Annotated in this window: 25 protein-coding genes; 20 read left to right on the top strand and 5 right to left on the bottom strand. The window is 45.3% G+C overall.

Annotation, left to right across the window (positions count from 1 at the left end):
• Positions 1-8: 8 nt before the first annotated feature.
• The 4 genes from UCH007_RS07075 to UCH007_RS07060 all read left to right on the top strand — a co-directional run bounded on the left by UCH007_RS07075 (position 9) and on the right by UCH007_RS07060 (position 3,503).
• Positions 9-701 carry a winged helix-turn-helix domain-containing protein gene (locus UCH007_RS07075; protein WP_046961440.1) on the top strand — a complete coding sequence of 231 codons (693 nt, stop codon included), beginning with the start codon at positions 9-11 and terminating at the stop codon, positions 699-701.
• A gap of 174 nt (positions 702-875) precedes the next feature.
• Positions 876-1,514, top strand: a complete 639-nt coding sequence (locus UCH007_RS07070) for a response regulator transcription factor (protein ID WP_041331543.1) — start codon at positions 876-878, stop codon at positions 1,512-1,514.
• Between the two features lie 174 nt (positions 1,515-1,688).
• Complete coding sequence (locus UCH007_RS07065) at positions 1,689-3,212, top strand: reductive dehalogenase (RefSeq protein ID WP_041331542.1); 1,524 nt, start codon at positions 1,689-1,691, stop codon at positions 3,210-3,212.
• A gap of 21 nt (positions 3,213-3,233) precedes the next feature.
• A complete protein-coding gene (locus UCH007_RS07060; protein ID WP_046961439.1) occupies positions 3,234-3,503 on the top strand; it encodes a hypothetical protein in 270 nt (89 codons plus the stop codon).
• A 113-nt stretch (positions 3,504-3,616) separates the two neighbouring features.
• On the opposite strand, the gene UCH007_RS07055 is transcribed toward UCH007_RS07060, so the two are convergent.
• Positions 3,617-4,087: a MarR family winged helix-turn-helix transcriptional regulator gene (locus UCH007_RS07055; RefSeq protein WP_023652843.1), complete on the bottom strand. Its 471-nt coding sequence runs from the start codon at positions 4,085-4,087 to the stop codon at positions 3,617-3,619.
• A gap of 231 nt (positions 4,088-4,318) precedes the next feature.
• On the opposite strand from UCH007_RS07055, the gene UCH007_RS07050 reads away from it, so the two are divergent.
• From UCH007_RS07050 to UCH007_RS07025, 6 genes are all read left to right on the top strand, one after another.
• Positions 4,319-5,836 carry a reductive dehalogenase gene (locus UCH007_RS07050; protein ID WP_041331540.1) on the top strand — a complete coding sequence of 506 codons (1,518 nt, stop codon included), beginning with the start codon at positions 4,319-4,321 and terminating at the stop codon, positions 5,834-5,836.
• A 26-nt stretch (positions 5,837-5,862) separates the two neighbouring features.
• Positions 5,863-6,150: a hypothetical protein gene (locus tag UCH007_RS07045; RefSeq protein ID WP_012882610.1), complete on the top strand. Its 288-nt coding sequence runs from the start codon at positions 5,863-5,865 to the stop codon at positions 6,148-6,150.
• Positions 6,151-6,661: 511 nt separating this feature from the next.
• Positions 6,662-7,864, top strand: a complete 1,203-nt coding sequence (locus UCH007_RS07040) for a PAS domain-containing sensor histidine kinase (protein ID WP_082111143.1) — start codon at positions 6,662-6,664, stop codon at positions 7,862-7,864.
• Positions 7,861-8,541 carry a response regulator transcription factor gene (locus tag UCH007_RS07035; RefSeq protein WP_046961436.1) on the top strand — a complete coding sequence of 227 codons (681 nt, stop codon included), beginning with the start codon at positions 7,861-7,863 and terminating at the stop codon, positions 8,539-8,541. The genes UCH007_RS07040 and UCH007_RS07035 overlap by 4 nt, the downstream gene beginning before the upstream one ends.
• Before the next feature lie 368 nt (positions 8,542-8,909).
• Positions 8,910-10,433 carry a reductive dehalogenase gene (locus tag UCH007_RS07030; RefSeq protein WP_046961435.1) on the top strand — a complete coding sequence of 508 codons (1,524 nt, stop codon included), beginning with the start codon at positions 8,910-8,912 and terminating at the stop codon, positions 10,431-10,433.
• A 33-nt stretch (positions 10,434-10,466) separates the two neighbouring features.
• Positions 10,467-10,739, top strand: coding sequence for a hypothetical protein (locus UCH007_RS07025; protein WP_046961434.1), 273 nt, complete (start codon positions 10,467-10,469; stop codon positions 10,737-10,739).
• Between the two features lie 379 nt (positions 10,740-11,118).
• Here UCH007_RS07025 and UCH007_RS07020 read toward each other — a convergent pair whose 3' ends face one another.
• Positions 11,119-11,580: a zinc-ribbon domain-containing protein gene (locus tag UCH007_RS07020; protein ID WP_046961433.1), complete on the bottom strand. Its 462-nt coding sequence runs from the start codon at positions 11,578-11,580 to the stop codon at positions 11,119-11,121.
• Positions 11,581-12,330: 750 nt separating this feature from the next.
• On the opposite strand from UCH007_RS07020, the gene UCH007_RS07015 reads away from it, so the two are divergent.
• From UCH007_RS07015 to UCH007_RS06975, 9 genes are all read left to right on the top strand, one after another.
• The gene (locus UCH007_RS07015; RefSeq protein ID WP_046961432.1) at positions 12,331-12,849 is read left to right on the top strand and encodes a MarR family winged helix-turn-helix transcriptional regulator; all 519 of its coding nucleotides are present in this window, start codon (positions 12,331-12,333) and stop codon (positions 12,847-12,849) included.
• Positions 12,850-13,036: 187 nt separating this feature from the next.
• Entirely contained in the window at positions 13,037-14,512 is a 1,476-nt protein-coding gene (locus tag UCH007_RS07010) for a reductive dehalogenase (protein WP_046961431.1), read from the top strand.
• Between the two features lie 27 nt (positions 14,513-14,539).
• Positions 14,540-14,809, top strand: coding sequence for a hypothetical protein (locus tag UCH007_RS07005; RefSeq protein WP_041331553.1), 270 nt, complete (start codon positions 14,540-14,542; stop codon positions 14,807-14,809).
• A gap of 136 nt (positions 14,810-14,945) precedes the next feature.
• Positions 14,946-15,524, top strand: a complete 579-nt coding sequence (locus UCH007_RS07000; protein ID WP_046961430.1) for a YkgJ family cysteine cluster protein — start codon at positions 14,946-14,948, stop codon at positions 15,522-15,524.
• A 69-nt stretch (positions 15,525-15,593) separates the two neighbouring features.
• A complete protein-coding gene (locus tag UCH007_RS06995) occupies positions 15,594-17,066 on the top strand; it encodes a reductive dehalogenase (protein ID WP_023652852.1) in 1,473 nt (490 codons plus the stop codon).
• 30 nt (positions 17,067-17,096) lie between these two features.
• Positions 17,097-17,363, top strand: coding sequence for a hypothetical protein (locus tag UCH007_RS06990; protein WP_046961429.1), 267 nt, complete (start codon positions 17,097-17,099; stop codon positions 17,361-17,363).
• Positions 17,364-17,440: 77 nt separating this feature from the next.
• Positions 17,441-18,178: a diphthine--ammonia ligase gene (locus UCH007_RS06985; protein ID WP_046961428.1), complete on the top strand. Its 738-nt coding sequence runs from the start codon at positions 17,441-17,443 to the stop codon at positions 18,176-18,178.
• 185 nt (positions 18,179-18,363) lie between these two features.
• Entirely contained in the window at positions 18,364-19,896 is a 1,533-nt protein-coding gene (locus tag UCH007_RS06980; RefSeq protein WP_046961427.1) for a reductive dehalogenase, read from the top strand.
• A 27-nt stretch (positions 19,897-19,923) separates the two neighbouring features.
• On the top strand, positions 19,924-20,211 hold the full coding sequence (locus UCH007_RS06975; RefSeq protein ID WP_046961426.1) for a hypothetical protein: 288 nt from the start codon (positions 19,924-19,926) through the stop codon (positions 20,209-20,211).
• A gap of 353 nt (positions 20,212-20,564) precedes the next feature.
• On the opposite strand, the gene UCH007_RS06970 is transcribed toward UCH007_RS06975, so the two are convergent.
• Positions 20,565-22,070, bottom strand: coding sequence for a glutamine synthetase family protein (locus tag UCH007_RS06970; RefSeq protein WP_046961425.1), 1,506 nt, complete (start codon positions 22,068-22,070; stop codon positions 20,565-20,567).
• The gene (locus UCH007_RS06965; RefSeq protein WP_012882604.1) at positions 22,060-22,260 is read right to left on the bottom strand and encodes a hypothetical protein; all 201 of its coding nucleotides are present in this window, start codon (positions 22,258-22,260) and stop codon (positions 22,060-22,062) included. The genes UCH007_RS06970 and UCH007_RS06965 overlap by 11 nt, the downstream gene beginning before the upstream one ends.
• A gap of 569 nt (positions 22,261-22,829) precedes the next feature.
• Between UCH007_RS06965 and UCH007_RS06960 the strand changes: the two genes are divergently transcribed.
• Positions 22,830-23,804, top strand: a complete 975-nt coding sequence (locus tag UCH007_RS06960; protein ID WP_046961424.1) for a helix-turn-helix transcriptional regulator — start codon at positions 22,830-22,832, stop codon at positions 23,802-23,804.
• Between the two features lie 225 nt (positions 23,805-24,029).
• Here the strand turns inward: UCH007_RS06960 and UCH007_RS06955 are convergent, their stop codons facing one another.
• The gene (locus tag UCH007_RS06955; RefSeq protein ID WP_023652843.1) at positions 24,030-24,500 is read right to left on the bottom strand and encodes a MarR family winged helix-turn-helix transcriptional regulator; all 471 of its coding nucleotides are present in this window, start codon (positions 24,498-24,500) and stop codon (positions 24,030-24,032) included.
• Positions 24,501-24,531 lie beyond the last annotated feature (31 nt).

Raw genomic sequence — 24,531 nt, 5'->3', positions numbered from 1 at the left:
AGCATGCAATGAAAATACTAATAATATGTGACGATCCGCAAGTCTTAAAAGACCTGGTGTTGTGCCTCAAAATCCGTTACCAAAATCTGGAACACACCGTATCTGGCAATATCAGCGAAGGGATAGGTTTGATAGAGAATTTGTCGCCAGATCTGATTGTGCTGGATTCCTGTCTATTAAATTCGGCAGCCCCGAATATCCTTGTCAGTATCCGCGAATTTTCTGATATACCCATTATTATTCTTAATCCTATCAGCGAGGTTGGCAGTAAAGTCCAGTTTCTGGAAGACGGGGCAGATGAATGCATAGAAAAGCCGATTAATGGGATAGAGTGTCAGGCGGTTACTCATGCACTCTTACGGCGTAATATGAATTTGGGCTTCAAGGTCGAGAGTACCATACCTATCAGCAACGGTTTGGAAGTCAATTTTAACAGGCGGGAGCTTACCCTGTTCGGTTCACCTGTTCATCTGACCCCTATCGAATTCAGCCTGCTGGCTTTACTTGCAAGAAACAGCGGACAAGTGCTTACCTACAGGATATTGCTTGAGAAGGTATGGGGCACGGAATACAGCGGGGATCTCAACCTTTTAAAGAAGCATATTCATAATTTGAGAGCCAAGATAGAAGTAAATCCGGAGTATCCCAGGATAATTGTTACCGAAAGAGGGTTAGGCTACAGCCTGAAAAGGCAATTCTGAGCCGGATATTTTTCACCTGACAGCAGGTGAATTGTTGTTTTGCGGTTAAGGCTTTTCGTCATAAATTCACCAAATTAAACCGAATCTTCATTAAAGATACTCCTAAACAGTATAGTCTCCACCGGTTTCGATACCTTCATGTGATATGGTTTTGGCACAGGTTAAGGTATTAAGATGTCAAAAGAACTTATTCTTCTAATAGATGACATAGCTGATACATCAGCACTTATCACTTTATTAAAAGCTGCGGATTATCAAATCATTACAGCCGCAACTGAAATTGATGGCTTAGAAAAAGCTTCTCGGGTTTATGCAGATTTAGTGATAGTAAATCAAACCCGTCTTAAGTTGCCTCTGCCTGAATTAGCCCATCTTATAAACAAGCTGGCTTATATGCCTATATTGGTACTGGGCAACCGGAATGAATCTGCCGAGATTCTTGAGCTGGGAGCAGACTCCTTTATATCTTCGCCTCCCAATCCCAGGGAGCTGAAAGCCAGAATCACTTCCATCCTCAGGCGTAAACGCAAGTTTCCACCCAATAAAACGGGCGGCCAAAACAGGCGTAGTAAAGATGGTAACCCCCTCCACTGCAAAAACCGAACCTCGCTCACCCCGACCGAGAGCCGGATTAATACCTGTTTGAAATTAAATCAAGGGCAATTAATGGAATACCAAAGCATTATAGATATCGTTTGGGGTAAACAAAAAGTCAGTCTGGATACTTTGCATTATTACATGCGCAGGCTTAAAAGTAAGCTGTCAGGCTCTAAAATCATCCAGCAAAGAGGCGTGGGTTATTGGCTTGGGTAGGAGTGTGAAAATCTTGCTGACGGTAAAAATATCTGGTCTCTACTTATATGTGCCTGAACGGCCTTTTGCCGTAAATCATGGCTGCCAAGGAGGTGAAGCTGAAAGATGACATCCGGAAAAGACCGGAAAGTGCCATATTAATAGCAAAAACAAGTGAAATAAGGAGAAGTCTGTATGTCAAAACTTCACAGTACATTATCACGACGTGATTTTATGAAAGGCCTGGGTTTGGCAGGTGCAGGGCTGGGTGCGGTAGCCGCAGCAGCGCCGGTATTTCATGACGTGGATGAATTAACGTCTTTTGGGTCTAATGTTAATAAATATCCCTGGTATGTCAAGGAAAGAGAAATCAAAAATCCCACGGTAGAGATTGACTGGAATGCTCTTGAGCGTCCGAATGCCAACAATTTTAAATCTCACCGCCGGCCTACAGCGGCTGAATTTGAGACTGCGGGTGTAATCGGCGGTTATATGACCGACCTTGAAACACCTGAAGAAGCACTGACCCTGTATGATTACTGCGAAAAGGAATTCCCCGGTTGGGATAAAGGTTATGCCGGTGCGGGTGATATCCGTTCTACCGCATTGGACAATGCCTGTAAATTTATGATGATGGGGCAGTGGCCGGCCGAGATATACCAGGGAGGCAAGAGGATTAATGTGCGCAGTGCTATACTGGCAGCTGGCGGCACCGCCACCTTCAGTTCTTTTCTCGGTCCTCAGGCAGCTACTACTATCCGTCCGCAGGATTTTGGTGCCCAAAAATGGCAGGGTACACCTGAAGAAAACTTCAAAACCCTGCGCAATGCCTTCCGTTTCCTGGGTTGTCAGGATGTAGGGTGTGCGGAGCTTGATACCGATACTATAAAATTCTTCCACAAGGTCAAGGGTGCCGGCAGTGGCTTCAATACCGGTGATGCAGGCGGTAAACAGATTGCGTTTAAGGATATAGAGGAGGCATATGAGACAGCAGATGAATATGCCATACCCAACAAATGCAAATACATAATCACCTTTACCGCCCGCCAGAGCTTCGAGGGTACCCGTCGTCAGGCTGGTATTACAGAGAGTTTTACCGTCTGGTATTGTTATGCCCGTTATGTCAAGATGATTTGCCATATGCAGGAGTTCATCCGTGGTTTGGGTTATCAATGCCTGAATATGAGCGGCTTGTATTTCTCTAATCCATTAGCTGTTATGACTGGTCTTGGCGAACACGGGCGGATGTCTTCCCCTGCTATTCACCCTAAGAATGGTACGACTAACCGGGCTAGCGGATGGACACTGCTGACTGATTTACCGGTAGCTCCTACTAAACCCATAGATTTCGGGGCATATAAATTCTGTGAAACCTGCGGTATCTGCGCGGATGCCTGCCCCTTCGGACTTATCCAGAAGGGTGAATCAACCTGGGAAAATCCGGCGGCGGCCAAAAATGGCTTGGCACAGGGTCAATATAGAGGTTGGCGGACCAATAATGCGGATTGTCCGCACTGCCCCACCTGTCAGGGCACCTGCCCCTTTAACTCAACTTCACAATCTTTTATCCATGATATGGTAAAACTTACCACAACCAATATACCTGCTTTTAACGGCTTCTTTGCCAACATGGAAAGGTTTATGGAATACGGCCGCAAACCACAGTGGGAGTTCTGGGATATTGAACAACCTACTTATGGTTTTGATACCACGGCCTAGGGAATTGAAAGGAGAAGCAATATGTATTTTATAGGTTTAGCTGTCGGAGCAGTATTTGCCCTGTCTGTATACTGGCTTATAAAGCAAAATAAGCAGATAACCTGGTGGCAATGGCTGATTGCCGTACTTGCCACTCTGGCGCTGTTTGCAGCTGTCCAGCACTTTTATGGATCACTGGCTGAAAATGATACCAAAGCCGCCTGGGTAGGCATGGGTATCTTCGGCATTATAGCGGTGATACTGGGTGTTGTAGACTGGCGGTTAATAGCAGGCAATAAAGGAAAAGCCTAAAACCATACTGGTTCATGCAAACACAGGCGGGGGCATACCCCCGCCTGTGTTTTTCGTAGAAATAGTTTCTATAAAAGGCATAACCTGAATATATTATCTAGGGAATCTGTCAGTCATTCCGGTTTTTGGGTTTTCAGTCTTTTCATATTAGCTGCTAAAAGTTTCTCCAAAGTACTTTTGAACTGGTCAATTTCCTTTTCGGTCAGATCCTGAAACACTTCTTGAAAAAAATCAGGGGATAAAGATTTTTCACAAAGTTGCTGACCTTTGTCAGTCAGTTTAACCCTTAGCCTGTTTTTCCATTCAGAATCCTGTTCCAGAGTAATCAGTTCCTTATTCTGCATTCGTTTCAGATTAATAGCAATAGTATGCGGTTCTCTAAGGAGCTGGCGGGATATCTGGATGGGAGTTGGGGGAGTGGGGCTATTTTTTACGACTTTAAGAATAGTTGACTGTTCCGGGCTTATATCTAGGTGATGAAGTTGTCGCTTAGAGAGTTTGTAGAGGATATTTCTGGTTCGCATTATTATGCCGAACAACTCGACATTTTTATCCCCGAAATCAAAAAAGTAGAAATTAGGCATATTCTTATCTCCTTATAATGCCAATTTTAGCTGTTACTTTTCTCATATTCAAACCAAGTATCCCCTTGACTAAGGTGATACAATTTATCTACATAGAAAAACTATATAGATAAACTGCTTCAAAGGTTTCACGGACAGTCAAATTATTGGCTGCTGGTGAAGATAAGGAGGTGAAGATAGGATAAAAAGGTTTGGTCTTTCCTGCCAAAATAATATGAATGGAGTGTAAATATGAATCAATTCCATAGCACAGTAAGCAGACGGGACTTTATGAAAGGTCTTGGTCTTACAGGAGCAAGTTTGGGTGCTGCCGGGGCGGTAATCCCCCAATTTCGTGATCTGGATGAACTTGCTAGCTCAGCCAAAGTAACCAATAAACGTGGCTGGTGGGTTAAGGAGAGAGACTACGGTAATCCCACCGTCGAGATAGACTGGAACCTGATGAAACGCCGTGATTTACGCGGTTTTGCAAACTGGGATTTTCCGACTGTAATGATGAGCTATCCGGGTGGTCCGCAGGCATTTCATGCAAACTTAGAGAAAAACACAGAGGCTGTAACTGAAAAAGCAAAGGAAATTTGGCCTGATTATGCCGGGCCGACTATACGGGATAAGGCTTTATCAAGTTCCTTTTGGGCATCCGCCTATGGTAAATCCGGATTTTGTCGTGGTTTAAATCAGCATGGTATGCCAACGACATCCCCGGCACCCCGCCCCAGCGAAATAAATATGCCTGCATGGCAGGGAACACCTGAAGAAAATGCAGCTATGCTCAGGGCAGTTTTTAGTCTGGTCGGCTTGGGGCCGGTAATAGGTACCACTATGCTGGATGAAAAATCCCAGAACTTCCTTTGGGAATATTCCGGTGTAGGCTGGACAGGTAATGAATCTTCCGGAGGTAATAAGCATATCGTTTTGGATTCAGACATAACTGAATCCTATATGGATGCGACTAGTTTCCATATACCCACTTCGCAAAAGTACGTCATTGCAACCCATAATATCTCCTGTGACGGATTTTTACGCCGCTCCCTGTCAGGTGCAGGTTTTGCTGGTACAGAAGAAATGTCTTATGTACGGGTTGCCTTTGCCAAGGCTATTGTGGAACAATTTATCCGCGGTTTGGGTTACAACGTAACCTACGGGCATGATATCCAATCAGCTGTGGCTTGGGATCTCTGGAGCGGTCTTGGTGAACATTGCCGTATGGGTCAGGTTACCGGCTCCCCTGAGTATGGTAGTCTGCTGCGCACTCATGCCGTTTTTTACACTGATTTACCGTTACCGGTGACTAATCCGATAGATTCCGGTTTTACTAAATTCTGCGAAACCTGTGGTATCTGTGCTGAAACATGCCCCGTAGGTGCCATACAGGAACGCGGCATTAACCGCAGCTGGGATAATAACTGCGGCCAGAGCTGGTCTGATGACAAGCAGGTCGGCGGTACCAAATTAATGTACAATATCCCCGGTTATAAAGGTTGGCGCTGCAACCTGTTCTCTTGTACTTTTACGCCTTGTGGCAGTGCTTGTAAGAGTAACTGTCCGTTCAACACCATCGGTGATGGAAGCTTTGTACACAGTATTGTTAAATCAACTGTAGCTACCAGCCCGCTGTTCAACAGCTTCTTTACCAGTATGGAGGGTGTTCTGCATTACGGTAAGCAGGATAAGGATCCCACATCATGGTGGAATAGCCCTGATGAATGGTTTATCTATGGCACTCATCCTAACCTGTTGAGACAGTAAGCAACTTAGAAAAGGAGAAAATTGATATGGAGTATTTTGTACCCCTTATGCTGGTTGGAGCTGTTATTGCAGCTGCTTTGTTCGGTATTACAAGCTGGTTGCGTAACCGGAATCTGAAAGTCAGCTGGTACGAATGGCTGATAGGCGGAATAGGGTTTGCTCTGCTTTTATTGGCTGTCCAGCACTTTTTCGGAGCTTTAGAGGAGCTCTTCCCGTTTGCCGCTTTGATGGGTCTGGCAATTATAGGCATACCTGCCCTGATTCTCATGGTGATTGCCTGGCAGTTGGTGGCCCGGCGCGCTAAACAGGCCTAAACCAGATTTACCGGTTATACTCAAGCGGGGGAATCCCTTCCCCCGCTTTTTATTTGCCGCTTTTATACAAATGTGGCGATGAGGTTTTAAAATAACTCTAACTCCCCGTCCATACATTTATGTACACATATCCTCGCTTTTTAAGCGAGGATATATTTTTTGCTTTAATGAAAATGAGGGAGGGTTGGCTGCTTCCTGAATAATGGCTGGGGTTTTATGCGAGTATAAGGGAATAACCCTAAAATCACCTCAGTTACCCGGTTGCGATGGATTTTTTCTGCATGGGTTTGATGGATTTAGAGTCTTTATACCTGTTAATAACAATGCTAGAATAGGTTTATTTGCGAGAATCTGGTTTGGCTTGTTCTATCTGACAGGAGGTCAGAAAATTTGCCAAACCAATGCTGAACAGTGGAATATTTATTAGTTTAGTTATTTAAAATCCTGTAAATCCGGTGCGGATTTAAGTTTTCAAATAAAACTATTGAAAACGGGCGGGAAACTACTGATTATGTCTATGTCCCATACAAATAATAATGCTTATGGAGAGATCGCCTACCCCCTTGCGGGAGATAGGGTGTATCATCGTTTCTTTAAGGAAGCGCATGACGGATTGGCGCTGATAGATTATACCGATGGTATCTTGGGCAATATCATTGATATAAACGATATTATGTGTGAATGGCTGGGGTATTCCCGCCAGGAGCTTTTAGGTATAAGCAATGATGATTTGATTGCTCCCGCTTACAAGCCTTTTTTTCAGCGGTCACGGAGAAATGTAAGACAACGTTCCGAATCTGACAGACGGCTTCAGTTTAATATAGCTTTTGTGGCTAAGGACGGGCATATAGTGCCATTTGAAGTGACTGCCCATATCATGAAGTCGGAAGGATTCAGTTTTACTATTTTCCGGAATGTAACAGACAGGAAAAATATGGAACGCCGGCTAGGTGAACGCTATAAAAAAGAGAAAAGATTAACTGAACAACTTCAGGAACAGATGGATCGGCGTATTGATTTTAACCGGTATCTGGTTCATGAATTGAAAACACCTTTGACGCCTTTGCTTGGTGCGAGTGAAATGTTGATAGCAAAAGCGTCTGATATTACCCTGAAGCGGTTGGCGGAAAATATTTACCGCGGGGCAAAAAATCTGGATGCCCGTGTAGATGACCTGATGTGTATGGTTCGGGGAGAAATGGGTCTGCTCCGGTTAAAGGTTTCGCAAATAGATATTACCGAGCTTATGCAGGATACGGTTTTATATTTAAAGCCTTGGGCAGAAAATAAAAAGCATACGCTTACTTTAAAAATAACTCCGAATTTACCCGTAATCCAGGGTGATGAAAGCCGTCTTTCGCAGGTGATGCTTAACCTTATAGGCAATGCTATTAAGTTTACTTCACCGGGCGGGATCATTGATGTACACGTTGCCAAATATGGAGAACGGGTGAAGATTACGATTAAAGACAATGGAAAGGGCATAAGCCCGGAGAATCAGCAGTGGATTTTTGAACCCTACTCCCGTCGCAAACAGCTTAGTGATGAGATGAGCGGCTTGGGTATAGGTTTACCGCTTTCAAAGATGATTGTCCGACTGCATGGCGGGGATATAAGGGTCAGAAGCAAACCGGGTACCGGCAGTGTTTTTACTGTTGTATTACCTTTGGTAGTACCTTTCGGAGAGTCAGATAGAAAGGAAATCAGTTTGTGAGAGCACTGATAGTTGAAGATAACCCGGAGATTGTTGAGTTTATGACTCTTGCCTTGGAAGCCGGCACTGATAAGGTGGATATAATAACTACCGATAGCGGTTTGGAAGCTGCCGAAATGCTGGAAAAGGAACGTCCTGATGTTGTCCTGCTTGATCTGGGGTTGCCGGATATAAACGGTTTTGAAACCATAAAGCGTATACGCCTTTTTTCAAGTGTGCCCATTATTATAATATCTGCCAAACAGGGTGAGAATGATATTGTCAGAGGCTTGAATCTTGGTGCGGATGAGTATATAACAAAACCATTCGGGCAGTTGGAATTACTGGCAAGGATAAAGGCGGTTCTGCGCCGCCGTACCGGTATACCTGTAGGTGAGGTAATCCGTTACGGCGAATGTAAGTTCGAACCGGGAGTCAACCGTTTTACCTGCCATGGTTCAATTATACCGTTGACCAGAACCGAATCTATTATTATCGGGGTTTTACTGGAGCATCGGGGAGCAGTTGTAAGCTATAGCCAACTGGCAAATGCCGTATGGGGGGAAGATTATCCCAGCGCCACTGAAACCCTGAGGGTTTACATACGCCGTTTACGTATAAAGATAGAATCTGCCGCTAAAATAAACGGACTTATCAAATCACACGCCACTATCGGGTATTCTTTGAGTATTATCTGAATACCTCATACATTCAAAGCATTAAAGTATTCCCCTTCTCAGCCGGTTACAATCCGGTAATTTTTTTGTCCTGAATTATGTAATCTCTGTCGGTCTTAATGTAATTTCCCCATCCTATAATCTACAAAAATCCGGTGTATAGGTATGGAGATAAACTGCATTATTCAAAATATGCATAACCATTCCAAACCTGCTTTCCTCTTTACTTGTTTTGTCCGGATTCGGCTTTGTCGCATTAAGTGCAATTTTGCACCCGGGCAAGGTTTATTAAGACGACAACGGGAATCCTGAGAGGAGGTGATTGCCTAAATTCAATTTGTTCAGGATTTTGATTTATACAGATGTTATTACAACAAAAGGAGGTTTTCATGTCTAAATTCCATAGTACACTCAGCAGAAGGGATTTTGTTAAGGCTTTGGGCTTATCCGGAGCCGGTCTTGGCCTCGCATCGGCTGCCGCTCCGGCCTTTCATGATCTGGATGAACTTATGCCCAGCGCTGACAATAAAGTTTCTCACCCCTGGTGGGTAAAGCAAAGGGAACATGGCAATCCGACTATAGAAGTAGATTGGAATATGCTGACTCCCAGCCACTCTATAAAAACAGGAATGGAAGGTTTCGGCTATCCCAGCCCATATCCCGGTTATCTCACTCATGAAGATGCTTTGACTAACCCTTCGAAAATGGACCAGACTAAGCCTGGATACCGCATGGAGGATTATGCACTCTTTATAGCTTCCATGCAGCGCGGCTTGTTTGATCATTCTATTGACGAAACTGTGGGACCGCCTTCCCTTGCTCCTCAAATATGGAACGCAGATCCCACTCCTGATGCGTGGCCTGATTGGGGTAATCCCGGTACACCGAAGTTTAAAAAAGTACCCCGCTGGTCTGGAACACCCGAAGAGGCAAGCCGTATGATAACAGCTGCTGCTCATTATTTTGGTGCATACAAAGTGGGTTTCCTGGAAGTAGATGACAAGGTAAAGAAACTTACCTTTGCGGATTCTACAAAATGGGCAGATTGTGATGAGCCGTATGCTACTGGTGAAGTCATTCCCCGCGGTTTCGGGTTAGGATTTCCTGCACCCGTACATGTATTCCCGAACAAAATGAAATACGTAATAGTTTTACAGGTAACCCAACCGCATGACACTATGCGGATTCTTGGTGACCCCGCACAACCCGGTCATATGCAGCCCATTAATGGGTCATCATTTGCACTGGGTTACAATCAGCGTCTTACACTGCTTATACGTATGCAAGCATTCCTGAAGGTATTGGGATATCTGCATTCCGAAAGCGTTTGGTGCTACAACACGGGCGGTGGTGCACTGGCAGGTATAAATGAAATAGGCAGACACGGAATTGGCATAAGCCCTGAACTGGGTTCTGCATACAGGGTAAATCTGGGTATATTTACTGATTTACCGGTTGTGCCGACACCGCCTATTGATGGGGGTATGACCAAGTTTTGCGAGACATGCGGTGTTTGTGCAGATCTGTGTCCGAATGAAGCCATAAACAAGGATAAAGAACCGACTTGGGACATCTTCCCCACCAAACTGGGCAGACCTGAGTATGGCATACCTGCAGGCACACCCAATACATGGAGCAGGCCGGGCGTGAAGAACTGGCATGTTGATTACGTACGCTGCCGCGGCTGTTCATATTGCCAGGGGTATTGTGTATTTTCTCAGCAGAACTTTGCTTCTATGCACAATATCATTAAATCTACCATATCCAATACAACTCTCCTGAACAAATTTTTCGCTGATTCCGACAGGCTGTTTGGCTATTCCGATGTGGATACTGATTATGATGGCTGGTGGAATCGCGATTCAAGTTCATCTGTCTCAACTCTTAACTACGCCAGACTTCTGGGACGCTAGGCGTTTAATACAAATTAAAACGGAGGACAAGAAATGATTTTTTGGGAAGGTATTTTATTCGGAATTGTCCTGCTGGGTTTGGTGATATGGTTTTTGAGTAAAAAAATGTCGCTAACCTGGTATGAGTGGCTGATGGGTATAGCGGGGATAGTGTTATTATTTCTGGCTGTCCAAAATTTCCTGGGCAGTTTAGCGGAATCAGAGATAAAACCCGCTTATATGATTTTATTGTTTATGGGATTGCCTTCGGTTGTGCTATTAGTACTTCCGTGGCAACTGGCTACCCGAAGAGCTAAACAGTCTTAGTTTAGTTTTTGAGGAAAAGTTTATGAGGGGGAGTATACTCCCCCTCAATTTATTTTGATTAATTCAATTGTGAAAATGAGTGTTATCGGAACTGAAACTCCCATCCGATATTTTACGTTTAAATGCTCTTGCTTTAAGTTATTCTGATAGATTGTCCGTATTTTCCCCCCGATTAAATGAAATCAGCAACAGAATTGCTTGTATTACCTGAAATATTCGTAATTCAAAGCCTTTTTATTGATAAGTTTCTTTGCCCATTCCTCGGCCCCATGGTCATCGATAACGAACTTTTGGCCTGGATATGCTCTGATTGGAAATTGTCTCGTTCTGATGTATATTTCCTCCAAGTCTTTTTAAGAATGATATGCGGTTATTTGACCTAAACCACTCTGTTGCCGCAGGCACGGCAGTATAAATTCCCGGGGGAGAGCTTGGTTCCGCACCGGGAGCAATAGGCCACACCCTCCGCCGTGTTGTCTGCGTTAGTTGCGGGTTGAAGTATTGGGTTTTCAGGTTTGGTATCTGGTAGTCTGTAAGGAGGATTTGTGCGGTGGTTATCAAGAATAAACAGGCTTATCCAGCCAAAGGATATAAACAGCAGAAAAAGCCAGGCCAAATGCCGCCCTTTTTGCTTCAGCACCCATCCGGACAGGATAAATGGCCAGATAATGCATACAAGTCCTGTTATGATTTGGATTATAACAAAGCCATATTTATCAGGTGTTGTGTCACCTGTAAAGCCGTAAAAACTGGTTATAAATAAAGATGCATACCAAACATTCGGTATAATCAGCAAGCCGATAACCAGTGCCCAGTGAAGATGCTTTTTAAACCAGCTCATATTTAGTCACCTATATCTTTCTAGCTAGATTAAATCCTATCTGGGTATCTTTTATACCATATATCCGGCGGAGGGTGTTATCAATATCTGATTTAGTAAGCTGATCCAGGGCATTTCTACCCTCTCCTTTTGCCTGAGTGATGATGACCAGGCTTTAGATAACCTCCTGCAATTGGGCTGGGGTGTAGTATGCAGTTTTGGCGGCCAGATATTAACGTAACCCATCTGATAGATGTATTTTCCGGCAAATCCGGTTGATTATTTCCTGTCGCCAACCCTTTTACTCTCCCAAGGGTGTATCTGTATTTCTGTCTATCCTCCTGTTTTACAACTAATGCAAAAATTTAATCCGAAGCATGAATCCACCCTTTCCAAACTAAAATTTTGCTCTATTAAAGACCACTAAAACCGAAAGACCCGAAAGATTAAATCTGGCGGTGAAATTCAACAGGCGGGGTTTAATACTCTGAAATACTTGTCTGGGAATTTTTCTGCCGCAAGTGTATCTGAAGTTATTAAGGCGTTCTCTGTCAGATTATGGCAAGTATCAGAAAGAGGTTGATATATTAGCTTATTGTTAGGAGCTTTGCGATTGTGAAAGCAGAGCTTTCAAGGTATTATTATAGGTAACCTTGAAATTAAAATTACCATTGCGTTATCATCGGGGACTAAGTTATTGCATAGAGTTAAACAATCCTGATATTCCTCCCGGATATATTTACCGGTAATATAAAATGGAGAATAGGTAATATGAGTATGAGTGCAAGCCACCACGAAGAAGAAAACTACAGCAAGTTTAATACTTCTTTTGGTCAGGATGACAAATACGTTTTAGCCAGTCTTAAGATTACCCAGGTAAAGGATTTAACTGATAGGATAATAGCCAGAGAATTGCGTTCAATAGGCACAACCCCGGAAAAGGCCTTTATTCTGCTTGAGGTGGTTACCAGTCCTGAGCCGTTAACCCCGGTGAAAATATCAAAGGTAATGCGGCGGAATCCGGCTGCAGTATCAAAAATCCTCTCCCGTATGCATCACGAAGGAAGCATAAAGCTGGTAAAAAACCCTAAAAATAAACATCTGCTCAAAATAGAGATTACGCCCAAAGGTGAGCAGTTATATACACTGGTTGCCGAATGGTTTAAGTACCGGAAAAATCCCTGGACGATTTTGAGCGAATCTGAAATTGACATCATAAATGAACTGCTGACCAGGGTTGATAAACACAGCCTCAATCTTTATAGACCCGGAACACTCCATCTGCCGTAAACCTGCCATCCGCAACGTAAAAACCCTCTAAATTTCCTTTTTTACATTTTGTGTATTGCATTTAGCCGTTTTTAGTTGTATAGTTCTATGGAAAGTTTCCATGGAATGTTTCCATAGGGAAATGCCTTGCAGTTTATTTTCCGATACCAATTAATAGCGGCAATACACATTTAAAAAGGAGGAAGATATGACTCAATTTCACAACACTCTTAGCAGGCGGGATTTCATGAAAGGCTTGGGGTTGGCAGGTGCCGGATTAGGTGCAGCAGCTGCGGTTAGTCCGGTTTTCCGTGATTTGGATGAAATGGCTTCAGCACCTTCGGCACGGGTTAATATGCCCTGGTGGGTTAAACAGGTAAATGAGACTACCACCCCTATTGATTGGGACAAACTGCCTATTCTCGGCTCTGCCTATAAAGGCCCTCCCCCTATGGGGTTAATTCCTCCCGCCTATCCGGAATCCGAGATTCACCGGATGAAGATGGACCGTATTCTGGAAAAATACCCGAATTGGGAAAAAGGCGCAAGCACACTGGGGTTAGCAGGTACTTCAGCAGACCCTGAATACCCTGATTATGTCGGGGATATAAAGGACAATGCTCTGGTTATGGGATCAGCCCTGCTTAACATGGGTATGTTCCCGACGGAGTTAATCATGGCAACTGGGGGTAAATATATGGGTCTGACTGACCATCCCGAGGGTTGGAGGCTTATGCCTCCGCCTGAGCAGCGCGGCGGTACCAAGTGGCAGGGAACTCCCGAAGAGGCTTTAAAAATTGTAAGGGCGGCAGTCCGTTTTTACGGCTTTGACGATGTCACCGCCATACCGGTAGATGACCATTTCCTTAAGGTAATGTATGGAGAGAAGCAGTTGCTTACCTATGGTGCACCCACCACCTTTGAATTCGGTGATGTGGATGATATCGTGTGTACGCCTGCCATACGTCCCACCAAGATTGTCATACCCCGCAGGATGAAATGGTTCCTGCAGTTCTCATCCCGTCAGCCCGGCGAGGTTACCCGTCATGCCCTTGGCACGGCTCAGAATGCCGGACAAACATATTATTACACCAGCTGGGTAAAGATAGTTAAGAGCATCCAGGACTTCCTGTGGGGTCTGGGATATATCTCGCTGGACAATATCAACGGCCGTTTTGCACCCACCGGTGCCACCGGTATTTTGGCCGGTGCCGGCGAACTTTCCCGCTGGGGTGGTGTTATGACTCCCAAATACGGTATTTCTGTCCGGGTAATGCACGGCGTACTTACCGACCTTCCGCTTGAAGAGTGCAAACCTATAGATTTCGGCGGACGTGAATTCTGTAAGACCTGCGGTATCTGCGCAGACGCCTGCCCGATGGGAGCTATCAGCAAGGATGAGCCCACCTGGGATGCGGCTAAGCCGTACCAGTACGGCGGTTACCTGACCTGGCGCACCGACATGGCAGTTTGTTCCCATTGTCCGGTCTGTCAGGGTACCTGCCCGTTCAATGCCTTTGATAAATCAGGCATACATGAACTGGTCAAGGGCACAGTTTCCACTACTTCAATCTTCAACAGCTTCTTTACCACTATGGACAAGAGCTTTGATTACGGGCGGAAGCCGCCTGCAGAGTGGTGGGATTCCGAACAGCCGGTAACCGGTATAGATACCTCAATATAGGGCAATAATCCGAAAAGGAGTATAGGAATGTTTTATCTGATAGGGCTGCTCATAGGAATAGTAATAGCCTCAGTTTTATACACTCTGAACCGCAAAGTCAGCTTTAAGTGGTATGACTGGGTTTTTAGTGTGCTCATAATTGGTTTGATGAGTGTCGGCACTCAGCATCTTCTGTCATCGCTGGCAGGTTTTGAAACCAGTGCTGCCTGGTTCGGGTTTGCACTGTTTGCAGGACTGGCAGTGATACTGGCAGTGGTGGAGTGGAGACTTCTTTCCGGCAGAAGTAAAACAGCTTAGCAATTAAGTCAGGGGCGGGCAGGAAGGCGTATGCGGAAAGACTGCCACCTGCCCGCCCGAACCCATACAAGGGGGGAAAGACCGATGAAACGCCTTCAACAAATATCCGCAGTAACAAATCAAGGGACACTGTCCGGTGGTTAACCCAAGCGGCACACCGTCGTATACGGAGCAGGAGAAGAGCTACTGGAAATCTCTTGCCCGCGAATATGAAGCCCATCTGGCTGATATGGCCAAGAAGCACCCGCCTGCCGCCATGCTCGGGGTAAAGAGCTGCGTGAGATGCGGGCATTGCTGCTACACATATGTCTGCATACCCCGCCCTGAAGAACTGCCCGCGATAGCGGATTACCTGAAGCTGACTGTGGCAGAGCTTGTTTCCAAATATATGGTAGCTGATACCGAAGACTGCCGCACCTTTTTTCTGCGCTGGGCAAAACACGGGGAAGAAGACATAACCGGAGGGCGGATACCGCCTATACGCACCTTTGACCGGGGGTACTGCATATTCTTTGATGAAAAGGGTGGAAGCTGCCTTATTCACCCGGTGCGCCCGCAGGAGGCGAAGTACGTAAAGTGCTGGAAGACTAATAACGGGCGTGACCGCAGCCAGTGGGGCATGAGCGGCTGGACTAAAGAAGATATCTACCGGTTTATACCTGATTTTGATTCCTGTTTAACTGAGCCTCAACAAGACTGCAGGGAGGTCATATGAGCAAATAAAAATAGCACAGAGTGCTATCCGCTAAAGATTCAAAGTCTAATCAATAGAAAGAGGAAAAACATGTCTAAGTTTCATAGTATTCTTAGCAGGCGTGATTTCATGAAGGGTTTGGGCTTAATTGGCGCAGGGGTGGGAACAGCATCTGCGGTTAGCCCGGTTTTCCGTGATTTGGATGAAATGGCTTCAGCACCCTCGTCAAGAATCAATATGCCCTGGTGGGTAAAACAAGTAAGTGAACCTACTACACCCATTGATTGGAATGTACTGCCTACCCTGGGTACAGCTAATGACAAAAACGGCGGGATAGTGCCGAATATACGTACCAGAGCCGAATACCAGAAGGTAATGTTGGATTATACGTATAAACAGTATCCGGACTGGGATCCCGGTCCGAACATGCTGGGTCTTCCCGGCCCTTCGCCTGATACGACTTATCCTGATTATATCGGTGATATAAAGGACAATGCTTTAGCTGTCGGAGCTGGTTTGTTCAATTCAACAATGTTCCCGGCTGAAGTAAGAGCGGCTACAGGTGGTAAATATACTTCCCTGCAGGACCGCCCTCAAGGGTGGCGTACTGTTATGCCGGTTGACCAACGGGGCGGAACAAAGTGGCAGGGTACTCCTGAAGAAGCGCTGAAGATAGTGAGGGCAGCTGCCCGTTACTACGGCTTTGATGATGTCACCGCCATACCGGTTGATGACAAATTCCTAAAGATAATGTGGGGCACAAAGCGTATGCTCCGAATGGCAACACCTACCAAATTTGAATTTGGTGATGTGGATGATTTCGTGTGTACGCCTGAAATTCAGCCCATTTCCAAGATTGTTATCCCCCGCAAGGTCAAGTGGTTCCTGCAGTTCTCATCCCGTCAGCCCGGTGAGGTGACCCGTCACGGAACCGGTACCTGCCAGAATGCCGGACAATTGTACAGTTATGTAAACTGGATACGCACAGTCAAGACAATTCAGGAATTTTTGTGGGGGCTTGGCTACATCTCTCTGGATAATATTAATGCCAGATTTGCACCCACCGGTGCTACCGGTGTTATGGCCGGTGCCGGGGAACTGGCCCGCTGGGGAGCAGTGATGACACCTAAATACGGCATTATGGTACGCGTTATGCACGGCGTGCTGACTGATTTGCCCCTTGAGCAATGCAGCCCTATAGATTTCGGCGGCCGTGAATTCTGCAAAACCTGCGGTATCTGTGCTGATGCCTGCCCGGTTGGTGCTATTCAGAAAGGTGAACCCAGCTGGGAAGTATCTAACGAATGGGACAACCCAGGTTATCTCCACTGGCGTAACGACCGTAGCAAATGCGGCCATTGCCCTGCCTGCCAGCCTGTCTGTCCGTTCAATGCCATGGATAAATCCTTTGTTCATGATCTGGTTAAGGGAACTGTATCAAACACTTCCATTTTCAATAGTTTCTTTACGGGAATGGATAAAAACTTCCAGTATGGTACGAAACCGCCTGCGGAATGGTGGAATTCTGAGCAGCCGGTAGGCGGCATAAACAGTTCGGTCTGATAAACGCTTAAAGTAAAAGGAGTTAAAGATATGTTGTATTGGATAGGGCTGATACTTGGAATAGCTCTGGCAGTGCTTGTATACCAGTTAAACCGCAGTAACAAATTGAAGTGGTATGACTGGGTATTTGGCTTGGCAATAATCGTGTTGCTGGCTGCCGGGGTGCAGCATTACAACGGTTCGGTATCCGGCTTTGAAAGCAATGCGGCTTGGAAGGGTTTAGCCCTTTTCGGAGGGTTAGCCATAGTGCTGGGCTTGATTGAGTGGCAAATTATAGTCCGCCGCAAGAAGGCCTAAAAGGCAGACTGTTCAGTATCCGATGGGGGAAGGGGTCTGGACCCCTTCCCCCCCTCGTTATACACAGGGGGCAAAGTATGAAAGAAGTAATAGTATCGTGGAGCGGGGGCAAAGACTGCACCCTTGCCTGTTATAAATCTATAAAGAGCGGGCTTAAGGTCAAATACCTGGCCAGCATAATCACCAAAAGCAGCGGCAGGCTTTGGCCACACCTGCTTTCACCGGAAACACTCAGGATGCAGGCCGAAGCAATAGGCATACCCCTTCTGGAGTGGCCGTCAGCCGCCGAGGGGTACGATGACAACTACCGCCGTATGCTTAACCATCTTAAGGAAGAGGGGGTTAACGGGGTAGTCTTCGGGGACGTCAATATAGGCAACAGTTTTGCCGGAAAGCACCTTAACTGGATAAAGAGTGTCTGTGAGCCAACCGGTATGGAATACCACCTGCCGCTCTGGGAGGACAACCGCGCCACCCTGCTTGGGGAGCTGATAGAGCTGGGGTTTGAGGTACGGATACTGGCGGCAGACAGCACCGAGCTGGGAGAGAGCTGGCTGGGGCGCAAGCTGGATAAGGAAATGCTCTCGGAGCTTAAGCTGCGGCACAGTTTATCGCCGAACGGGAATGTGGGCTATTACCACACTTTTGTAACCGACGGGCCTATCTTCAAGTCACGGCTGGTCATAGAGGAATGGGACAGGGTATTTGACGAGCAGGCCAAATTCGGGGGTATGGGCGTCTGGTACATGGATATCAAGCGCTGCAAGCTGGAAAGCAAGAAAGCTGACCAGAGTTTGACGGTATCTGCCAAATGATATTGGTGCAGATTAAGTTTACCTGAAACCGCAGGGTTTTTATTACGGATAGGTCATGTTTCTAAATGTGAGGGAGCGAATAAACCGTGATGTATTTTAAGTGAAGGAAGGGGGTGTTGCAGGAGCAAATACATGCTTATTAATAAACAGGGACTTTATCGAAATTAAACTGAAAGGGATCTTTTATGATTAAGAAACACTCCACAGTTTCCCGTCGGGATTTTATGAAGGGGCTGGGATTAGTTGGCGCAGGTCTGGGAACAGCTGCCGCAACCGCACCTGTTTTCCATGACTTAGATGAACTATTAGCTTCACCTCAAGCAAAACTCAATCGTCCCTGGTATGTCAAGAGCCGTGAATTTGGTGACATAGGCATGGAGCTTGACTGGAATCTGCTTAAACGCCGTGACCAGAGTAAATTTACCTATTGGAAAGGTGCGGCTATTGCCATGTCTTATCCGGGCGGGCCGGCTGCCTTCCACGATGCATTGGGGGTTGGTGCCAAGGCAGTTCAGGATAAAACCAAAGAACTTTGGCCTGACTATCAGGCTTCTACCAGAGATGTAGCTCTGGGGAGTGCTTTGGGTGCAGCCGGGGTAAACAGCCACTACGCGGATAATATTGAAATGGGTGGATACCCTATGGCAAAGGTAGCTACTCCGGATGAACTCGGCATACCCAAATGGCAAGGTACTCCTGAGGAAAACCTTCTGATGCTCAGGGCTGTATTAAGCGTGGCGGGGTTAGGCCCTTCAGTAGGTGTAGCGGAACTTAATTCCCAAACCCAGAACTTTATCTGGGATATCTCGTCAACCCATGACCCGTTTGCAGACGGTACAGCCCCTCAGTCATTTGCATCTGAACGTATTATTTTTGATGACAGTATCAGCGAATACTACCGAACCTTAAATCCCAATACAATTCATATACCCACTTCTCATAAATATGTAATTACAGCTCATAATATGTCCTGTGATGAGTTGTTGCGGCGGCCTTTTGCAGGTTTTGGCGGTGCGGCAGAGGGTATTTCGTATACCCGTGTTGCCTTTGCCAAAAACGTTGTCCAAAACTTCATGCGGGGTTTGGGTTATCACGTAGCCTATGGGCATAAATTGCAGCCGGCTCCGGTATGGGACTTTTTAAGCGGGCTTGCGGAGCATTGCCGTATGGGACAGATAGCTTTATCACCCGAATACGGTGCTCTCATGCGTACCCATGCCATCTTCTACACAGACCTCCCCTTGGCCTTCACTCCTCCGGTTGATGCCGGCATAACCAAGTTCTGTGAAACTTGCGGTATCTGTGCCGATACTTGCCCAATGGGAGCAGTTCCGAAGGTTGAGATAGGACAAAACTGGGAAACCTTCACCGGACAGGATTGGGCTGGAGATGACGGTACCGGCGGAATTGCGGGTATGTACAATATCCCCGGATACAAGGGTTGGAGATGTGACCTTATCTCTTGTACTGTGGGTACTTTCTCCGGTTGCGGTGCTGCCTGTAAAAGTAATTGTCCTTTCAATACTATACCTGACGGCAGTTTTATGCATAGTATTGTAAAATCCACTGTTTCTACCACACCCTTATTCAACAGTTTCTTCAGAAATATGGAAGAAACTATGCGCTATGGCTTGCTGGATAAGGAACCTTCTTCATGGTGGAATAATCCTGCTGAATGGCATGTATATGGGACTCACCCTGCTTTGCTGGAACAATAGGCATTTTGGAAGAAGGAGAAAATTGAGATGGAATACTTTATCCCTTTCGTGGTGATAGGGGCACTTATAGCTGTTGGCCTGTATGCACTTACCGGTTGGCTGCGTAGTCACAATATCAAAGTCACCTGGTATGAATGGCTGATAGGCATTATCGGGCTGGTATTGTTGTTGGTAGCTGTGCAGCATTATTTCGGGGCTTCAGTTGAGCTCTTTTCTTTTGCGGCTTGGATGGGGCTTGCCATTATAGGTGTACCTGCACTTATATTGCTGGTAGTTGCTTGGCAGCTGGTAGCCAGGAGAGCAAAACAGACCTAGGTTAGAGTTTCTGGTTATACCCAGGCGGGGGTGAATCCCCCGCTTTTTGTTTTCCCGTCTTATGCATATATGGAGATGAGGTTTTAAAATAACTCTAACTCCCCATCCAGTTATTCACGTACAAATGCACTTACTTTCAAAAGCAAGTGCATGTTTTTATCTTTGGTGGAGACGGGGGAGAGGGTGAGAATATATCTGAAACACGGTGACTGGGTTTTGGTTAGTTGTATTTCCTCAAGAATATTTAAACAGTTTAAGTTGCGGGGTATTTAATTAAACTAAAGGGTGCGGCTTAAGCCGCACCCTTTATATATGTTTCTAAACAAACATCAGGTAGGGAGTAATAGTCTGGTTTATGCAAAATGCAAATAGTGGTCTACCAGCTTCTGAATTTCATCATTTTTACCGTAGAACCTCTGGCTGAGGTCATTGTCATTGTATGACTTCAGAATTTTTGCCAAGCCATCAATTACAGCCGGCGGGAATACGTTGTCCTTTTCGTATATCTGGCGGTCTCTTATAAGGCATTCCGCTGAATCCCAGCAAGAAGAAGGCAATTGGGGGAGTGCCTGCTGGATTTGGGTATTTTCGTCAGCAAAAATATTAACATCAACATAAAGTTTTTTGGCTAACTCAAGGGCATTTTCCATCTCAAGCCCATGCCGAGCGGCAACAGCTAGTCCTGCCATAAGGAGATGAATATTCGCCGATCCATCCGGGCAACGGAATTCTACTGTTTGGCTGTCGCTGAAGGCGGCGGGCTCGTCTGTTTCCTGCGGGTTGGCATCCTTTGCCATATTCCCCACATTTAACCAGCCCAGAGGCACACGTACCAGAACAGAGCGGTTGCGGTCACCCCAGCATATATTGGTGGGAGATTCCTGGTGGGGTACCAGTCTGAGGAACGAGAGAGGAACAGTGTTTCCAAGGGCAGTTAGTGACGGAGCCAGTCTTAGGTAACCGGCAATGGCCTTGCGTGCTGTTTCACTGAGACCACCGCCGTTAATCAGCACATTTGTGCCATTATTCATCAATTTGGTATGTACATGCAGGCCGCTTCCGGCATGACCAACCAGAATTTTGGGTGCAAATGTTACCACAACCCCGTGTTTGTGCCCCATCATCCGCAGTATCCACTTGGCAATAACCAGCTGGTCGGCGGCGTCTTCAACTGGCACAGGCAGAAATTCTATCTCATTTTGTTCCATCTCGTGCTCTTCGTTAAATATGTGACCAACCTCAGAGTGACCGTACTTTATACGGCCTCCCGCCTTGGCTATTGCCTGCATTGCCTCGTATCTTAGGGTTTCCCACTTGCAGAAAGGGGCTGATTCCTGATAGCCCTTTTGGGTTGTAGCGGAATACTGGCTTTGTTTATTTGCTATTACGTAGTATTCCAGTTCACCCATGGCTTGAAAAGTCAGACCGGTGCTTTTCAGCAACGATTGATTGGCTTTTTTAAGAATATTCTCAGGGGCACTCGGCAGAGGAGTGCCATCTTTCGTATAGTACGAACATAACAGTTCGAGTGTCGGTGTAGTCGAGAACGGGTTAACAAAAGCAGTTTTGTAGCGAGGGACAATATACAGGTCACTTGAAGCTGAATCAATGTACGAAAAGAGGCTTGAGCCATCAACTCTTTCGCCGGCGGACAACACCCTGTCCAGTTGCGGCTTGCTGCTTATTACAAAATTCAAGGTTTTTAAGCGACCGTCACCGCCCAGATGCCGGAAATTAACAGCTTTAATGTTATTGTCTTCGATAAATTTTATCAGGTCTTTTTTAGTGAACTCTTCGGGGGGTTTCCCCAAATGCAGGGTTACCGGGTTTGGGTTTAGGGCTATGCTATCATTTGCCATATTTCCATTGTTCCTTTTCAGATAAATTTAATGATAATTGCTGTGAAATTTTATTATTGTTCTCTTCTATCACATCTCCTATTAAATCCGATAAGGAGTTGTATATATCACTTTCAGCAATTTGCCGGTTTGATAATGACCTTTTGAACAGTGCTTGAACTTCAAACCGATCTAACCCAAGTTTAATCATACGTTTCTCCTTTTGAATTTGTCTCGGCAGGCTGGAATGTTTAGTACAGCCAGTAAAATTGACGATAAAGGGTTTGCCTGTTTTTTTGCAAATTACTCGCTGGGTGCATGTGTTTTTGCTCTTTTTAATACCCCCTTAAATAAGGATTGTCACTCAGACGCATCATGGAAGTCTTAATCTCAAACGCTGATTCCGGAGTGTCAATAATTCGATCTATTGGCCTTGTGATTGCTTTATGTAAACTTATGGCATACGGTATATGGAATTAGAAGAAGGATAAGGAATAGGAAGAATTTCCTGTTCCTCTCTTTTATACATGTGCATTTACCCATCACGCCTGCATCGGCAGTAGAATTTAAAACCTTTTGAAGAGGAAAATAGTCAGGCTGCCTTTGTGGTCTAGCAAGGTGGGGATAAGCCGAAATTTGTTCCAAGCCGTATTTTATTGGTTTCGGGCGCCAGTCGCTCTCCATCTTTAAATTGACTCTGTTAAGAGTATCTGGTATTCTCCTTATTGAAAATACTAGAATATCACCTATATAATGCCTATAACTTATGGGTAATTTTGAGTGAATTTTCAAGAGAACAATAATTCTTCGGTGGTTTACCCTGCATCGGGTGAGACTCAAGATACTGGTTCTTGTTTGAAGCCGATTCCGCTACCCATTGAAGGTCAAACTGATGAAGTTGAAATAGCTCTGCGGGAGCGGGTTAAAGAACTGAACTGCATGTACGGCATTTTTCAGCTGGCGGAGCGCCATCATTCCTCTTTAAACCGATTCCTGTTTGAGCTTGTCAATTTTCTGCCTAATGCCTGGCAGTATCCTGATATCACCAAAGCTAAGATAGTTTTCAGAGGACACCTCTTTTTATCCACCGGTTTTAAAGTTAGCAATTGGTACCAATCCTCTCCAGTTTTGTTGAATGGTGAACTGATAGGTGAGTGCACTATTTACTACACCGAAGAGCGCCCGGTTGTTTACGAAGGTCCATTCCTTAAAGAGGAACGGATTTTACTCAATAACGTAACCGTGCAGATTGGTAATATAGCTGGACGTATCGCCATAGATGAGGAATTAGAGGAGATTAACCGCCAGCTTAAACTTGAGCGGCAGGCGTTGCAGGAAGCAAATATGGCTTTAAAAGTTATTTTATCCAGGGGTGAAGCTGCTCGGCAGGATATATATAATGATATCAACCAGAACGTTGATAAGATATTAAAACCCATTCTCTTGTCATTGGAGGCTCAACTTCCTCCTTCACAGAAGATCTATACCCAACTGATTCTTTCGAATTTGGAGGATATAAGCTCTTCCTTTGTGACAAACCTGTCTGGAGTTTGTAACTGTCTGTCGCCCGTAGAGATTGCTGTTTCCAATATGGTCAAGAACGGGCTAACTACAAAAGAAATTGCCAGTTTGCGGGGTGTTTCGCCCGCTACCATAAACCATCATCGTGAGAATATCAGGCGCAAGTTTAAAATTGTCAACCAAAGTGTCAATCTGTCGACTTTTTTGCAGTCTAATCTGAATATCTTGGAATAACCAATATCATAAGCCTATTTTTACTCAGATATAGAGATAGAAGTTGCTTAGATACCCCGAACTCCCCGTCTGGTTATTTATGTCTATATGGATTGGTTTATTAAGACCAATCCATATTTATTAGCTTTGGTGAAGACGGGGGAGAGTTGGCTATGGACTGAACGACGGCTGGGGTTTATGGCTAATATAAATTGAGGTGAATATATTATCTAGGGAATCTGTCAGTCATTCCGGTTTTTGGGTTTTCAGTCTTTTCATATTAGCTGCTAAAAGTTTCTCCAAAGTACTTTTGAACTGGTCAATTTCCTTTTCGGTCAGATCCTGAAACACTTCTTGAAAAAAATCAGGGGATAAAGATTTTTCACAAAGTTGCTGACCTTTGTCAGTCAGTTTAACCCTTAGCCTGTTTTTCCATTCAGAATCCTGTTCCAGAGTAATCAGTTCCTTATTCTGCATTCGTTTCAGATTAATAGCAATAGTATGCGGTTCTCTAAGGAGCTGGCGGGATATCTGGATGGGAGTTGGGGGAGTGGGGCTATTTTTTACGACTTTAAGAATAGTTGACTGTTCCGGGCTTATATCTAGGTGATGAAGTTGTCGCTTAGAGAGTTTGTAGAGGATATTTCTGGTTCGCATTATTATGCCGAACAACTCGACATTTTTATCCCCGAAATCAAAAAAGTAGAAATTAGGCATATTCTTATCTCCTTATAATGCCAATTTTAGC

The organism is Dehalococcoides sp. UCH007 (assembly GCF_001010485.1).
Lineage (GTDB): Bacteria > Chloroflexota > Dehalococcoidia > Dehalococcoidales > Dehalococcoidaceae > Dehalococcoides > Dehalococcoides mccartyi_A.
The sequence above is the reverse complement of the archived record's forward strand: the minus strand, read 5'-3'. Positions and strand labels throughout refer to the sequence as shown.